This window comes from Shimia sp. R9_2 (assembly GCF_017743735.1).
Classification (GTDB): domain Bacteria; phylum Pseudomonadota; class Alphaproteobacteria; order Rhodobacterales; family Rhodobacteraceae; genus Shimia.
On record NZ_JAGHRO010000001.1, the window covers coordinates 896,943 to 912,566 of the forward strand.

Annotated in this window: 12 protein-coding genes; 5 read left to right on the top strand and 7 right to left on the bottom strand. The window is 59.0% G+C overall.

The window, feature by feature from the left end:
• Nucleotides 1-34 precede the first annotated feature (34 nt).
• On the top strand, nt 35-694 hold the full coding sequence (locus J7400_RS04205; RefSeq protein ID WP_209059918.1) for a histidine phosphatase family protein: 660 nt from the start codon (nt 35-37) through the stop codon (nt 692-694).
• Between the two features lie 45 nt (nt 695-739).
• On the opposite strand, the gene J7400_RS04210 is transcribed toward J7400_RS04205, so the two are convergent.
• On the bottom strand, nt 740-922 hold the full coding sequence (locus J7400_RS04210; RefSeq protein WP_209059921.1) for a zinc-finger domain-containing protein: 183 nt from the start codon (nt 920-922) through the stop codon (nt 740-742).
• Nucleotides 923-1,051: 129 nt separating this feature from the next.
• On the opposite strand from J7400_RS04210, the gene J7400_RS04215 reads away from it, so the two are divergent.
• The gene (locus J7400_RS04215) at nt 1,052-1,984 is read left to right on the top strand and encodes an ABC transporter ATP-binding protein (protein WP_209059924.1); all 933 of its coding nucleotides are present in this window, start codon (nt 1,052-1,054) and stop codon (nt 1,982-1,984) included.
• A 28-nt stretch (nt 1,985-2,012) separates the two neighbouring features.
• Here the strand turns inward: J7400_RS04215 and J7400_RS04220 are convergent, their stop codons facing one another.
• The gene (locus tag J7400_RS04220) at nt 2,013-3,590 is read right to left on the bottom strand and encodes a DUF5928 domain-containing protein (RefSeq protein WP_209059927.1); all 1,578 of its coding nucleotides are present in this window, start codon (nt 3,588-3,590) and stop codon (nt 2,013-2,015) included.
• Between the two features lie 148 nt (nt 3,591-3,738).
• Here J7400_RS04220 and J7400_RS04225 point away from each other — a divergent pair, with 148 nt between their 5' ends.
• Entirely contained in the window at nt 3,739-4,557 is an 819-nt protein-coding gene (locus J7400_RS04225; protein ID WP_209059930.1) for a sulfotransferase family protein, read from the top strand.
• A 264-nt stretch (nt 4,558-4,821) separates the two neighbouring features.
• Nucleotides 4,822-5,727 (top strand): LysR family transcriptional regulator, encoded by a 906-nt coding sequence (locus J7400_RS04230; protein ID WP_209059932.1) that lies wholly within the window; start codon nt 4,822-4,824, stop codon nt 5,725-5,727.
• 124 nt (nt 5,728-5,851) lie between these two features.
• Here J7400_RS04230 and J7400_RS04235 read toward each other — a convergent pair whose 3' ends face one another.
• The 4 genes from J7400_RS04235 to J7400_RS04250 form a co-directional block, all read right to left on the bottom strand.
• Entirely contained in the window at nt 5,852-7,879 is a 2,028-nt protein-coding gene (locus tag J7400_RS04235; protein ID WP_348540111.1) for an NADPH-dependent 2,4-dienoyl-CoA reductase, read from the bottom strand.
• 340 nt (nt 7,880-8,219) lie between these two features.
• Entirely contained in the window at nt 8,220-11,738 is a 3,519-nt protein-coding gene (gene dnaE, locus J7400_RS04240; RefSeq protein ID WP_209059934.1) for a DNA polymerase III subunit alpha, read from the bottom strand.
• A gap of 143 nt (nt 11,739-11,881) precedes the next feature.
• Nucleotides 11,882-12,076, bottom strand: coding sequence for a SlyX family protein (locus J7400_RS04245; RefSeq protein WP_209060260.1), 195 nt, complete (start codon nt 12,074-12,076; stop codon nt 11,882-11,884).
• Nucleotides 12,077-12,171: 95 nt separating this feature from the next.
• Nucleotides 12,172-12,738: a carboxymuconolactone decarboxylase family protein gene (locus J7400_RS04250; protein WP_209059951.1), complete on the bottom strand. Its 567-nt coding sequence runs from the start codon at nt 12,736-12,738 to the stop codon at nt 12,172-12,174.
• 111 nt (nt 12,739-12,849) lie between these two features.
• Between J7400_RS04250 and J7400_RS04255 the strand changes: the two genes are divergently transcribed.
• Nucleotides 12,850-13,422 carry a TetR/AcrR family transcriptional regulator gene (locus J7400_RS04255; protein WP_209059954.1) on the top strand — a complete coding sequence of 191 codons (573 nt, stop codon included), beginning with the start codon at nt 12,850-12,852 and terminating at the stop codon, nt 13,420-13,422.
• Between the two features lie 30 nt (nt 13,423-13,452).
• On the opposite strand, the gene J7400_RS04260 is transcribed toward J7400_RS04255, so the two are convergent.
• A complete protein-coding gene (locus J7400_RS04260) occupies nt 13,453-15,510 on the bottom strand; it encodes a bifunctional diguanylate cyclase/phosphodiesterase (protein ID WP_209059956.1) in 2,058 nt (685 codons plus the stop codon).
• Nucleotides 15,511-15,624: the final 114 nt, after the last annotated feature.

The window sequence follows — 15,624 nt, forward strand, 5'->3', positions numbered from 1 at the left end:
CATGGGCCACCGCTGTAGTTGAGAAAGGTCGCAGATGCCTCACATCACCCTTGTGCGCCACGGACAGGCCAACACCGAAGCCCGCGATGAACAGAGCTATGACAAGCTGTCGCCTTTGGGGCATCAGCAGGCCGCATGGCTCGGCGCGCATCTGCGCGGCAACGGTGAGCGGTTTCAGCGGGTCTATGTGGGCAGTATGCGGCGGCATCGGGAGACAGCGGAGAGCCTTGGCGCGGCAGAGTTTGCCGAGATTGTGGAAGATCCCCGTTTGAATGAGTTTGCCTATTTTGATCTGTCCCGCCTGATGGAAGAGCAGTTCGGGCTGGAGGTGCCGTCAGACCGGGAAGGCTTTGTGCGCCATATGCCAAGGGTGTTGCGGGCCTGGCAGGAGGGCGAGATTCAACATGTGCCAGAAAGCTACGCCGATTTTGATGCGCGTGTAAAAGCGGCTATGGCGGAGATCGCCTCTGGTGAGGGGCGTGCGCTGGTGGTCACCTCTGGCGGCTTGATTGGCGCGGTGCTGCGCCAGACGCTCTCGCTTGACGTGGATGGCTGGGCGCAGATGTGTCTGGCGATCCAGAACACCTCGGTGCATCGCTGGCAGATGGTTCTGGGCAAGCCTTTGCTGGCGCAGTTCAACTCTGTGGCCCATCTTGAAGCGCCAGACCGGCAGTTTGCCCAGACCCATTTGTAAAACCGGCGGGTGCCTCGGAAAGGCACCTCAGCGCGGATGGATCGCTTAGGCGACTTTGTCTTCGAAGTCTTTGTGGATGTATTTGCAGTCGCAATAGGGGCACTCGACCCAGCCGTGCTCATTTGGGATCTGCAACCAGACACGGGGATGGCCCAAGGCACCCTCGCCGCCGTCACAGGCAATGCGATAGCTGTCAACGATCTTGGTTTCAGGGGCGGCAATCGTCATCGCAAACGTCCTTTGGCTGGGGCAGGCATGCGCCTGTGACTTGGCAATTTCCGGGGAGTTGGTTGTGATACCGGCCCCGTTTCGATAGGGCAAATATTATGGATTGCACAGCGAGGGGCAAGAGCGGTCATGGTTCAGAATGCGATTGAAATCCGCGGGCTGCAGAAGACCTACAGGGGGGGGCGCGGCGAGCCAGAGAAACACGCCCTCAAAGGGGTCGATCTTTCGGTGCCGGCGGGCAAGATTTTTGGTCTGTTAGGCCCCAACGGTGCCGGGAAATCGACCATGATCAATATCATGGCAGGACTGGTGACCAAGACCTCCGGCAGCGTGCGCATCTGGGGATTTGATCAGGATGAAAATCCGCGCCAATCCCGCGCGGCGATTGGCGTGATGCCACAAGAGCTGAACCTTGACCCCTTCTTCACCCCGCACGGCGCGCTTGAGGTGCAGGCGGGCCTTTATGGTGTGCCAAAGGCGCAGCGGCAAAGCGATGCCATTCTGGAGATGGTGGGGCTGTCTGATAAGGCGGATGCCTATGCGCGCACCCTGTCGGGCGGGATGCGGCGGCGGCTGTTGCTTGGCAAGGCGTTGGTGCATGGGCCGCAGGTGCTCGTGCTGGACGAGCCGACCGCTGGCGTGGATATCGAGCTGCGCCAGATGTTGTGGCGCAATGTGCGGCGGCTGAACGAAGAGCAGGGCACAACGATCATTCTGACCACACACTACCTCGAAGAGGCGGAGGAGATGTGTGATGAGATTGCGATCATCAACCAAGGCGAGCTGGTGGCGCAGGACAGCACGCGCAACCTGTTGGGCCATATCGATCAGAAATGTATGGTGATCCAGCCCGCAGGCGAAGTTGATGCGCTGCCCGAAGCCGAAGGTCTTTCGGTGGAGCGGCGCGCCGACGGCGCTTTGGCAATCAGCTATCAGGCCAATGCCACCTCAGCCGAAGACGTGCTCAATGCGGTGCGGGCTTCCGGGATTTCCATTCAGGATGTGAAAACCGAGCAGGCCGATCTTGAAGATGTGTTCCTTGAGCTGACGCGCAGTCGCTGAACCTGCGCGGCGGGCAAAGGCACCTCGCTTAGTCGCTGAACAGATAGTCCGTGCGGGCGACTTCGCGGGCGGCTTCCTCGTTCACATGCAAGAAGTCCGTCAGGGCTTTGACATGAGTTTCCTCAGTGCCGCCTTCGATCATACGGGAGAGGTTCTCAAAACCAGCGTCGCGGATGCGGTCACTTTCGTTGAAGATGTCCCGTTTGATGGTTGGCAGGAGCCGCTCCAGAGTTTCCCGAGGGGTCTGTTCTCCGGCGAGGCCAATCCGGATGGCGTGGCCCGTCAGGTACTGATCGGTGAAGTCACACTGGATTTCCAGCATCCGCGTGGTGGAGCGGTCGCTGAAGAAATCCTGCATCAGATCCAGCGCGCTGGGGTCGAGGCAGATCAGCAGGCGATCGGTGTCGTAATAGTCAAACAACATCCGCATCAGCGCGCGGCGGTGGCGCGTGCGTTTGCCGAGAGTGGATTGAATGCCACCCAGATCGGGAAGCGGTGTGCCTTCTTCGTTGAAGAGGTAGGCGATGGTCGGGATGTTGGTGGTTTGACTGATCTTATCGAGCAGACGCTTGGCGACGTGCCATTTTTTGCACACCAAGAGCATCAACTCGCGGTCCCGGCCCAGCGTACTTTCGGTCTCCCAAAAACGGCTGGCAAAGCGCTTGCCCTGTCGGCCGCGCCCGGTAAGGAAACGGAACAGGCTGGGGCCTTCGGCGGAAATCTGAAACTGCACGCCTTTCTCCGCATATAGTTGCCCCAGGCGTTCCTTGAGCTCCAAGGCTTCGGGACTGATCTTGCGCGCAAAGAGGTAATCCTGACTGATCAACAGATCATAGTGATCGTTGTAAAAGGTCAGGGGCATCCCGTAGTCGGTGAACATCAGGAAGGTCAGCGTGCGGGAGCGGATCTCCTCAGTTGGCACCAGATGGCGCACCAGTGTTTGGAAAAACGTCTCATCTGGAATCCAAGTGGTGCGGAAAAAGCGCATCACATCGCGGCGTTTTTGCGTGAAGTTCAGCACTGCTTCGATGGTTTGGCGACGCAGACACCACCATTGGCTGCCAATCATCACCTGAATGTCGGCGGGAACTTCGCGTTTCAGGCCCAGCTTTTTCTGCAGATTGAAGGTCGTATAAAAACGACGCTTCTGCGTGCGCTCGTTGAACCAGTGGCGATAGATCAGGCGCTCGGCCTTCATGCCGGTCTTGATCCAGTCGCTCTCAAAGAAATCAAAGCTCTCGATGAAATCCACATCGTTCTCATCCAGGAAATTGTGGATGTACTCGGAAGATTTGATCACCATGCAGTCGCCAGACAACATATAAAAATGAGAGGCGCGCGGGAATTTTTTGACGGCGGTTTCCACCGCGTTCAGCGTCGCCTCCACCAGAGACCACTCGCCCCAGCCACATTTGATCCGCTTTTCGGCAAAGGCCACGTTGGGATTGGTCCCCAGCGCCTCTTGCAGCATGCGAAAGTGCTCTGGTTTGGCACGCGCATCAAAGTGAATGGAGATGTGGTCACCCGTGGCCGTCAGGCGCTCCGCCTGTTTGATGATGGCTTCGGGATCCTTGTGGCACAGAAGAATGTAAGCAATTCTCGCCATCTAGCCTCTTTGATCCCCACTTTGACGTCTTGTAATTATCCATTTAAAGATGAACACGCGTTGAATAAACAGACTTTGTTTGGAATTTTAAAATACGTACAGAGATCGTGGCATTTGAGCGAAGCACGGCGGTAACGGAGGCAGAGCAATGGGATTTCCCGGCACCTGGATGACGGAAAGTGAGAGCGTGGTGTACCGTGTGGTGCCCAAATGCGCTTGCTCGACGATCGGGCAGATCATGTATTACTCCGATCATGGCACGTTTTTTGACGGTGACATCCATGACGCCAAGGGCGGGATGCACAAATGGGCGCTGGAAGGCAGCCATCAGCCGATCACCGACAATGTGCGGGATCATCGTTCTTATGCGTTCACCTGTGTGCGCAATCCTTACACGCGAATTCTGTCTTCTTTCTTTGACAAGATCTGCGGCATTCAGCGCAACGGCAAACGCTATCGCGGCAATCTGGTGCCGATGCTGGTGCAGAAATACGGGATCGAAGTGGGGGGCGATGACGGCAAACAGGAGTTTGACCAGATCCAGAGCTTCCGCCGTTTCCTGCTGTTTGCACGCGACACCATTCGCTGGCGGCGCCCGATGGACCCGGACATTCACTGGTCGGCCATGTCGGGCCATATCTCCACTTTCATCGTGAACGGTGGCGCTTACGATAAGATTTTCTGGACCGAGCAGTTCAACGACGGCATGCAGAGCGTGTTGGATCAGATCGAGACACCGCATGCGGTGGATCTGGCAAGCATCCCGCGCTTCAACGAATCTGAGGGCCACGGCCCCAAGCGCGCGCATCCGGTTGAGGACTATTTCGACGATCTGTCGATGCATCTGGTCTATGAAATCTACAAACGCGATTTCCACCTGTTCAAATATGATTTCGAGAATCCGGCCAACAAAATGCCGATTGGGGAAATCGATCTGGACGAGGTTCACGCCAAACTGGGCGACTGATCGGCGGGCCGACCCGTCTTTCTGGCGAGTCAGTGCACAATTCAGATGTTTGTGGCCTGAACTGTCCGGGTAGCCTTTCACATAGGTTGAGAGCGGTTTTTTATGTGATTCTGGTGCCTTATGGGCTGTGGAAACCGAATGTTTCCCTGTTTCCATGCCGCAAACGATCCCATGAAAACCCCGATATTGTCCGGCCTCTGCCCATATCCTGCCCGATTCCGGCGTCATAGATGGTGCTCAAGCGAGTAACTAGAGGACACCAGCATGGATCGCCTGACCGAGATGGAAGCTTTTGCCACTGTTGTGGATCAGGGCGGATTCACGGATGCCGCCAAGAAGATGGGCATTTCCAAATCTGCGGTGTCAAAGCACGTCTCTTCCCTTGAAGCCCGTCTGGGCGCGCGCCTGTTGAACCGCACCACCCGCCGTGTCTCACCCACGGAGATTGGTCTGGCCTATTATGACCGCGCCCGACGGGTTTTGAATGACGCAGGCGAGGCAGATGCGCTGGTGACCTCGATGCAATCGGCACCCTCGGGCCTGTTACGCATCTCTGTGGCGACGGATTTTGGGGTCAATCACCTCTCCCCTGTGCTGGGCGATTTTCTGGCGGAATTCCCTGAAATCACTGTGAATATGGTGCTGAACAACCGCTATGTGGAGCTGATCTCTGAAGGCTTTGATATGGCGATCCGCATTGGGGAGCTGGAAGACAGCACCCTGCGGGCGCGCAAGCTGGCTGAGACCACCAAGCGTATGATCGCGAGCCCGGCCTATTTTGAGAAATACGGCCGTCCGGAGAAGATTGACGATCTGAACCACCACAAACTGTTGCATTATTCCAGTCAGGCCAATGGCGCTGTCTGGAAACTGACCGCGCCGTCTGGCGAAAAGCGGCAGGTGCGCACGGCGGGCTGGCTCTCGGTGAATGACGGACAATCCCTTCTGAACGCGGCACAATCTGGCCTCGGCATCGCCTATCTTCCAAACTTCCTCTATGCGGATGCGCTGGAGCAGGGGCTGGTTGAGGAGGCCATTCCGGATCTGCCGATTGAGACACAAGGCATCTATGCCGTTTACCCGCCCGGGCGCTTTACCCAGCCCAAGGTGCGCGCGTTTATCGACTTTCTGGTCCACGCTTTTGGCGACAAAGGCCCGGCCAACTGGTAATTTTCCCTGGCTTTCTATGAAAGCAACCTTAGCTCGGGTTCCTTGTGAACTCGGGCTTTTTCTTTTGTGCGGGCAACAAAAAGGGGAGCGGCCAGCGCTCCCTTTTGGTATTCTTATCAGTGTTTTACAGGCTTGCGGCCAGACGTGTGCCCTGATTGATCGCGCGTTTTGCGTCAAGCTCGGCAGCCACATCCGCGCCGCCAATCACATGGCAGGTGACGCCTTCGGCCTCAAGCGCGTCCGCTAGGCTGCGATCAGAGAGCTGACCGGCGCAGATCACCACATTGTCGACTGCGATCACCCGAGGGTTTTCACGCGCTTCGCCAAAGGAAATGTGCAGGCCGTCGTCGTCGATCCGCTCGTAGTTCACACCACCAAGCATCTCGACGTTCTTCATCTTCAGCGCCGCGCGATGGATCCAACCGGTTGTTTTTCCAAGACCTTTGCCAAGCGCCTTGGCCTTGCGCTGCATCAGGGTTACCTGGCGCGCCGGGGCGTGGGGCTGGGCACCTTTGGGGGCGAGGCCTCCGCGGTGCTCTTCTGGGTCTGCGACGCCCCATTCCACCATCCATTCGGGCAGGTTCTCGGTGAGGCTTTCCCCTTCGTGGACAAGGAATTCGGAAACGTCAAAACCGATGCCGCCTGCGCCGATGACGGCGACTTTTTTGCCGACAGGTTTCTTGTCGCGCAGTACATCGAGATAGCTCAGCACTTCGGGGCGATCTTGGCCCGGAATGCCCGGGTCGCGTGGCACGATACCGGTGGCGATGATGACCTCGTCAAAACCTGCCAATGTGTTGGCGGTGGCCTCGGTGTTCAGGCGCACCTCGATGTCGAGGTCGGCGATCATGGCTTCATACCAGTCTACCAGCCCCCAGAATTCCTCTTTGCCGGGGATCTGTTTGGCAACGTTGAGCTGCCCGCCCAGTTTGTCGGCGCGGTCGATCAGGGTGACCTTGTGGCCGCGTTGTGCAGCGGTCATTGCGGCGGACAGACCGGCTGGTCCGGCGCCAACAACGGCGATGGACTTCACCGCATCCGCAGCAAGGATCGGCAACTCGGTTTCATGGCAAGCCCTTGGATTCACAAGACAAGATGTGAGCTTCCCGCCAAATGTGTGATCCAGACACGCCTGGTTGCAGCCGATGCAGGGGGCGATGTGGGCGGCTTTGCCTTCGGCGGCTTTGTTGACAAAATCGCTGTCCGCCAAGAAGGGGCGGGCCATGGAAATCATGTCGGCACAGCCCTCGGCCAGCACCTCCTCGGCCACTTCAGGCGTGTTGATGCGGTTGGAGGTGATCACGGGGATGCCAACCTTGCCCATCAGCTTTTTGGTGACCCATGCAAAGGCGCGGCGGGGCACGGAGGTGGCGATGGTCGGGATGCGCGCCTCGTGCCAGCCGATGCCGGTGTTGATGATGGTTGCGCCTGCTTTTTCAATCTCTTGCGCCAGCTGTACCACCTCTTCGTGGGTGGAGCCGTTGGGCACCAGATCAATCATCGACAGACGGTAGATGATGATGAAGTCCTCGCCCACAGCCTCGCGGCAGCGGCGCACAACTTCGATGGGCAGGCGGATGCGGTTTTCGTAAGACCCTCCCCAGCGATCCGTGCGTTTGTTCACATGGGTACAGATGAACTGATTGAGGAAATACCCCTCGCTGCCCATGATCTCAATACCGTCATAACCGGCTTCGTGCGCGCGGGTGGCGGCGGTGATAAAGTCTTGAATTTGCTTTTCAATTCCCTCTTCATCCAGCTCCTTTGGCGGGAAGGGAGAGATCGGGGATTTGATCGGAGAGGCCGACACACATTCCGGCCCATAGGCATAGCGACCGGCGTGCAGGATCTGCATGGCGATCTTGCCACCGGCCTCATGGACGCGGTCTGTCACCACCTTGTGGTTGGCGATGTCCTGATCGGAAAACAGCCCGGCAGCACCGGGGAAAACGCCGCCCTCTTTGGAAGGGGCCATGCCGCCTGTGACGATCAGGCCAACGCCGCCGCGGGCGCGTTCGGCATAAAATTCCGCCACCCGATTCCAGTCTTTGGTTTCTTCCAGACCGGTGTGCATCGAGCCCATCAGGACGCGGTTTTTCAGAGTGGTAAAGCCCAGATCAAGCGGGGCCAGCATATGGGGATATTGAGTCACAGGTGCCTCCATCGGTGCCTCCTCATTTCCGGTTGACCAAAACGTAAAGACGGGGCGCTGTCACCCCTGAACGCGGCGTCATCGTCGCTGCGTCATGGCCAAAGTGTTGCGCGGCGATTTGGCCATATTAACCATAAATCGCGACGTCGGTATTGCGTCTGTATCGCGGCTGTATTGCGTAGGTGCCAAATTCAGGCGGCTGCAAAACATTAAGGCGGCGTGCGTTGCGTCTTCCTCTTGCCAAAAAAATCCAGGGTGAAGCCCCATCTGTGATGGGGCGAGGGCAGAGCCCTTTACAGGCTCAGCGACGCTGAGCCAGACCCAAGCGCGGCGCGGGAGGTTAGACCTCCTGCACCGCCATCACGCCTTCGACGGATTTCAGCGCGCTCTTGATCTGAGGATTTACCGGGAAACCTGCGCCTGCGTCGATCTCGACCTCGCCGGGCAGCTCCATATTGGTGAGGCAGAACATGATCGGGCCTTTGGGGGCCTTTGGCATGCTCTCTTTTGCGCCCTGCAGGATGTTGGCCACCGGTCCCACGGCGCTGGCATCATCGAGGAATATCTTGAGGCCCGCGTTTCCGGCATCCGCAACAATGGTGTCTACCGGTGTCATGGATTGGGCTAGCAGTTTGAGCTGGTCACTTTCCATCTCCGCCTTCACGGTCACCACCACCTTGGAGCCGGTCTCCAGGTACTCGCGGCATTTTTCCAGCGTGTCCGAGAAGATCGTGACTTCATAGGCCCCGGTCGGGTCGGAAAGCTGGGCAAAGGCAAAGCGGTTGCCGCGCGCGGATTTGCGTTCCTGTCGGCCGGAAACACGACCGGCGAGCTTGGCGATACAGGCCCCCCCGCGCGCCTTGTCGGTGAGCTCGTCCAGCGTGAGCACCTGCTTGCGCTTCAGCGCGGCCATGTAATCCTCAAGCGGGTGACCGGAGAGGAAGAAACCAATTGCCTTGGCCTCCTCATCCAGTCGCTCGGCCTGTAGCCAGTCCCCGGCGGGGGAAAGGCGCGGCTCTGGCAGGTCATCCCCGGCCTCGCCAAAGAGCGAGACCTGATTTGAGGTCTTCTGCTCATGAATGGCGGCGGAGTAGTTCACCAGACCATCGAGGCTTTCCAGCACACGGCGGCGGTTGCCATCGAGCTGATCAAAGGCGCCGGAGCGGGCGAGCATTTCCAGCGGGCGTTTGCCCACTTTTTTGAGATCCACCCGACGGGCGAAATCAAAGAGCGTGGCAAAAGGCTTATCCTGCCCGTCGACCTTGCGGCCTTCGGTGACGAGTTTCATCGCCTCCACACCGACGTTTTTCAGCGCCCCAAGGGCGTAGACCAGCGCGCCGTCGACCACTTTGAAGGTGGCATCCGAGCGGTTCACGCAGGGCGGCACATAGGGCAGCTTGAGGGCCTTTTTGACCTCTTCAAAATAGACCGCGAGCTTATCGGTGAGGTGGATATCGCAGTTCATCACCCCGGCCATGAATTCAACCGGATGGTTGGCTTTGAGCCAGGCGGTCTGATAGCTCACCACCGCATAGGCGGCCGCGTGGGATTTGTTAAAGCCGTAGTTGGCGAATTTTTCCAGAAGGTCGAAAACCTCGGAGGCTTTCTTGGCTGGAACGCCGTTTTCCGCCGCGCCTTTTTCAAATTTTGGGCGCTCGGCGTCCATCGCCTCTTTGATCTTCTTACCCATGGCGCGGCGCAGCAGGTCGGCGCCGCCAAGGGAATAACCCGCCATGACCTGAGCGATCTGCATCACCTGTTCCTGATAAACGATGATGCCCTGGGTTTCCTCAAGGATGTGGTCGATCAGCGGGTGGACGGATTCGATCTCGCGCTGCCCGTTTTTGACTTCGCAATAGACCGGGATGTTCTCCATCGGACCCGGACGGTAGAGCGCCACAAGCGCAACGATGTCCTCGATACAGGTGGGTTTCATGCGCTTGAGCGCATCCATCATGCCGGTGGATTCCACCTGGAACACGGCGACGGTTTTGGCATCAGAGTAAAGCTTGTAGGTCGGTCCGTCATCCAGCGGGATGGCGTTGATCTGGTTCTCGGCACCCTCGGCAGGCTCATAAAGCTGGGTGCCATCGGCGGCCACATGCAGCGGGCGGCCCGAGCTGTGGATTTGCTCAATGGCGTTCTGGATCACGGTGAGTGTTTTCAGGCCCAAGAAGTCGAACTTCACCAGACCGGCCTGTTCGACCCATTTCATATTGAACTGGGTGGCGGGCATGTCAGAACGTGGATCCTGATAAAGCGGCACCAGCGCATCGAGCGGACGGTCGCCAATCACCACACCGGCGGCGTGGGTGGAGGCGTTCCGCAACAGCCCCTCAACCTGTTGGCCGTAGGTCAAGAGGCGGTTCACCACCTCTTCGTTTTCGGCCTCTTCGCGCAGGCGCGGCTCTTCCTTGAGACTGTCAGCGATGGACATGGGTTTGACGCCCTCCACCGGGATCAGCTTGGAGAGGCGGTCCACCTGCCCGTATGGCATCTGCAGAACACGGCCGATGTCGCGCACGGCGGCTTTGGACAGCAGCGCACCAAAGGTGATGATCTGTCCCACTTTGTCGCGGCCGTATTTCTGCTGCACATATTTGATGACCTCCTCGCGGCGGTCCATGCAGAAGTCGATGTCAAAGTCGGGCATCGAAACCCGTTCCGGGTTCAGGAAGCGTTCAAACAGCAGCGAGTAGCGCAGGGGATCAAGGTCGGTGATGGTGAGCGCATAAGCCACAAGGCTGCCCGCACCGGAGCCCCGACCCGGCCCCACCGGGATGCCGTGGTCTTTGCCCCATTGGATAAAGTCCGCAACGATCAGGAAGTAGCCGGGGAAACCCATGCCTTCGATGATGCCCAGCTCAAAATCGAGCCGTTCCTGATATTCCTCCACACTGACGGCGTGGGGGATCACCGCAAGGCGGGCCTGCAGGCCCTCATTGGCGATGCGGCGCAGCTCAGCCACCTCATCGTCGGCAAATTTGGGCAGGATCGGATCGCGCAGATAGGTGGCAAAAGCGCAGCGCTTGGCGATTTCCACCGTGTTTTCAATTGCTTCAGGGAGATCGGCAAAAAGTGTGATCATCTCTTCCTGAGATTTGAAATAATGCTGCGGGGTCAGGCGGCGGCGGCCGTCCTGTTGATCCACATAAGCGCCCTCAGAGATACAGATCAGCGCGTCATGCGCCTCATACATATCGGTCGTCGGGAAATAGACGTCGTTGGTGGCGACCAGCGGGATGTCCATGGCGTAGGCCATCTCGATAAAGCCGCGCTCGGTCAGCTGCTCGGCCTCAGGCTTGCCGTGCTCGCCGGGGTGACGCTGCAGCTCCACATAAAGCCGGTCGTCAAAGATTTCCTTGAAACGGGTCATCATGGCGCGGGCGGCATCGTGCTGGCCGTTGCGCATCATGCGCCCCATCGGGCCATCCGGCCCGCCGGTGAGACAGATCAACCCAGCAGAGCGCTCCGCCAGCTCCTCCATGGTGACCTGCGGCAGCTGCCCGCCTTTGTCCACATAAAGGCAGGAGGACAGCTTCATGAGGTTTTCATAGCCCTCCTCGCGCTGGCTCAGCAGCACGATGGGGGCCGGGGGCGGCGGGGCCGTGCGACCGGTCGGGTCGTTGTGCGGCATGTGCAGATCGACCTGACAGCCCACGATGGGCTGAATGCCCGCGTTCTGCGCCCCGACCGAGAATTCCAGCGCCGCAAACAGGCTGTTGGTGTCGGTGATGGCGACGGCGGGCATGCCCATCTTTTCACAAAGCGCGGGCAGTTTTTTCACGCGCACGGCGCCCTCCAGCAGAGAGTACTCCGTGTGGGTGCGCAGGTGAATGAATCGGGGAGCTGTGGTCATTGCCACAGGCTATCTCAGCCCCGCGGGGGAGGAAACACCCGCCAGCTTTCTCATTCCAAAAATATCCCGGGTGAAGTCACATCATTGATGTGACGAGGGCGGCGCCCACAAGCAGGCTCAGCGTCAGCTGAGCGACCGGCCGGTCAATAGTGTGGCGGGCGTTCGTTGCCGATGACCACACCGCCGCCGCCTTCGGCTTCGCGGCTGGCCTCGCGTTCCATCAGCATGTGCACACGGCGGGTGAGCAGGGCAATCTCGCTGTCCTGACGGGCCACAACATCGCTGAGATCCTCGATGGTGCGGGTCAGGTGGGCAATCTGTTCTTCAAGCTTTTGCACGGTGTGTTCCATGCGCCTGCCATAGGCGTGAAGGGGCCGCGCCGTCAAGCGCAGCCCCGTGTTTTGCTCGGTTGGCCCGGAAGGGCCGGGCGGGATTACACCTCCAGAGGGGTGTTGCCGCGTTCCCATTTCAGCGGGTGGAACACTTCGTCGACCGGGGTCTGTGCCACGTGGTTGACGTAGTTGGACATGGTTTTCTGCGCCAGACCCAGGATCACGTCGAGCACCGCGCGGTGGCCGTAGCCTGCGTCAAAGAAAGCTTTCATCTGCGCTTCAGACACGTTGCCGCGCTCACGCACCATCTGCACGGTGAAGGTGCGCAGAGCTTCCAGCTTGGCGGAAGGCAGCGGGGTTTCATTGCGCAGCGCCTCGGTGATCTCGTCTGACACCTTCATCATTTTGGCGATGCCGGTATGGGCTGGCACGCAGTAGTGGCAGGCGTGCTCGACGTTGATGGACTGCCAGACAACGGTCAGCTCATCGGCGTCAAAATCGGTCTCGGTGAAGAGTTTGTGCAGCAGCTGGTAGCCTTCATAGGCCTGTGGGCTCTCTGCCAGAACCTTGTGCAGGCCGGGCAGGCGGCCAAAGGCTTTCTGGGAGTTTTCCAGCAGCGGCTTGGAGGCTTCAGGGGCGGTTTCGAGGTCGTGGGACGGGAAGCTCATGAGGATTATTCCTGTGATTCAGTGTCGATGAGACTCATTTAGGCTTTATTGAGTGATCACTCAAGTATATTGTTGAGCAATCATTCAAGAATTAGCCGTAACGAGTCCGTGATGCCCCGAAAGCCAAATTATGACCGCCAAGAGTTGATAGGCCGCGCCCGTGATCTGTTCTGGCAGCGCGGCTGGGCGGGCACGTCGCTCAAGGATCTGGAGGCAGAACTTCAGATGAAGCCGGGCAGCTTTTATGCGGCTTTCGGTTCCAAGGACGCGCTGTTTGAGCTGGCGCTAAATCAATATGCCTCTGACGGGGTGGCGGGGTTGACCGCATTGGCGCAGGAGCTCGGGCCGCTTGAGGCGCTCAAGCGTTGGCCGCAGATTGCGATCGGCAATGGGGCGGCACCGGCAAAGGCCTGTATGCTGTCAAAAACGCTGCTGGAGCTGCGGGCGCACAACCATCCGCTCGCTGAAACCGCGAGCCAGCATCTGTTAAAAATGGAAGCCACCTTTGCCGCCCTGTTTGCGCAGGCGCAGGCCGCCGGGGAGATTGATGCGGCGCATAATCCCAAGGCTTTGGCGCTGCGCTATCAGTCTGATCTGCTGGGGCTGCGCGTGTCAGCAGAGCGCGAAGGGGTGGATGGCGTTGCCATCGCGCAGGAGATTGCCGACGACCTCGGTGCGCTTTAGGCTTCGGTTCAGATCAGCCGTTGGTGCCGGTTAGCCCTTGGTGCCAGTCTGTGCTGTGCCGTCCGGCAGGTTGAGCGCAGAGCGCAGATAGCCCTCCACATTCTCCAGCTCCAGCGGACGGGAGAAGAGATAGCCCTGACCCACGCGGTTGCCGACCCCGTGCAGCAGCGCGATCTGCTCTTCGGTTTCGATGCCTTCCACCACCAGATCAATGTCGAGCTGGCACAGCATATCGGCGAGGTGGCGAACCAGAATGTGGTTGTCATTGCCCGCGTGAATGTCGCGCACAAATTCCCGGTCAATCTTGATCTCGTCAAATTCCATGCGCAGCAGGTAGGCGAGTGAGGAATAGCCGGTGCCAAAATCATCGAGCGCGCTGCGCACGCCCTGTTTGCGCAGAGCGCCCATTGTGGCCTGAACCGCTTCCATCTTTTCCATTGCGGCGGTTTCGGTCACTTCCAGTGTCAGGAGCTCGGGATCAAAGCCCGTGGTCCAGAGAATGTCCTGAATGTCCTCGGCAAGGGACAGGCTGCGGAAGCTTTTGGCGGAGACATTGACCGAAATGGGCACCGGCACGCCCATATCCGCGCTCAGCTTTCGGGCAAAGCGGGCGGCCTTTTTGAGCACATAGAGGTCGAGGTCTTTCACCACGCCAGAGCTTTCGGCGATGGTGATGAACTCATCCGGTGAGATGTCTTCCCCGTCCAGACGCCAGCGCGCCAGCGCTTCAAACCCGCGGAATTGCCGGTTGCTCAGATTGACCTGAGGCTGCAGCGCGACACGGATGTCGCCATTCCGGATCGCGTCAGGCAGGCGCGCAGCGATGGTTTTCTGCCGCTGCATGCAGGCGTCGATGACCTTGTCGTATTCCTGATAGGTGTTTTTGCCGAGCCCCTTGGCCGAATAAAGCGCGGCATCTGCGGCCTTGAGCAATTCGCTTGGGGTTTGCCCCATGCCTTGATCGGTGCAGGCCAGACCAATGGAGCATTTCGGGGTGATGGACCAGTTCTCAAATTCCATCGGCCGGGTGACCTGCGCGAGCATACGCGGGGCCACTGCCGCGCCAAGGCTGAAGGCGTTGCGGGCGTTCCAGATCAGCGCAAATTCATCTCCGCCCAAGCGGGCGACCATGGCGTCCACATCGCGGGTCGCTGCTTTCAGGCGCTGGGCGACCTCAACCAGCAGGGCATCACCGGCAGCGTGGCCCATGGTGTCGTTCACCAGTTTGAAGTCATCCAGATCCACCAGCGCTGCGGTCAAGGTGTTGCGATCCGGCAGGTCAAAGCTGTCGCGCAAATGCTCGTTGAAGAGCTTGCGGTTGGGCAGGCCGGTCAGCGGGTCATGGGACAGCAGGAACTTTTCCTTGGCGTCCGCCGCGTTTTTCATTTCCTCGATTTTGACCTGCGATTTCAGCTGCAGCACATGGAGGTTGCGGGCGTGTTCGCGAAAGCCGATGAGCCAGAAGACGGCCAGAGAGCCAAAGAACCAGACGGCGGCATATTTGGCATCTGCCAGCGCATTGGCGGTCATGTCGCGCTCCACCACATAGGCGCCCATCGCGTCGCCCAGTTGAAACACCTCTTCGCCAAGCAGCGTGTTGTGGCAGCTCACACAGGTTTCTTTTTCCGCAATCGACGGCACCAGGGTGCGGCTGATGAGCCGGCCATTCTCCCAATGCTGTTCGTGCACCGGCGCGTGGTTTGATTGGCCTGAAAATCCGGCGATGACCTCGGACAGACGGGGGTCATCCTCACTGGTGCCAAGCTCAAGGCCGGGCAGACCCGGCATGCGCATCTGCGTGTTGGCGCGCCCGTCGCGTTCGACTTGTCCGGTGCTGGAAAAATGCTCGATGCCAAGGCGCCGGAAATGCGCTGGAATAGGGGAGTCCTCGCCGCGCGCATCAGAAAACACGGCCACAAAGCTGTCGGTCATTTCCACAAGCTGCAAACGCTCATGCTTGCTGATGTGGTTTTCCTCAACCCGCAGAACGGCAAAGAAGATCAGCGCAGTGCCAAGAGCAATTGCGATGGACCAAAGCAGTGTCTTGGTTTTTTCCGGTGCCAAGGTCGGCAAAGTGAGGTCGGTCATCGAAGGGCCTGACAAATACGCATGTCGGAACATTTTTGTGCAAGTGTCCTTAGATTCGGTGAATCTGCCTTCGATTGCGGGGGCAGATTTGGGGTCGGGTGCCGTAAGGGCCGG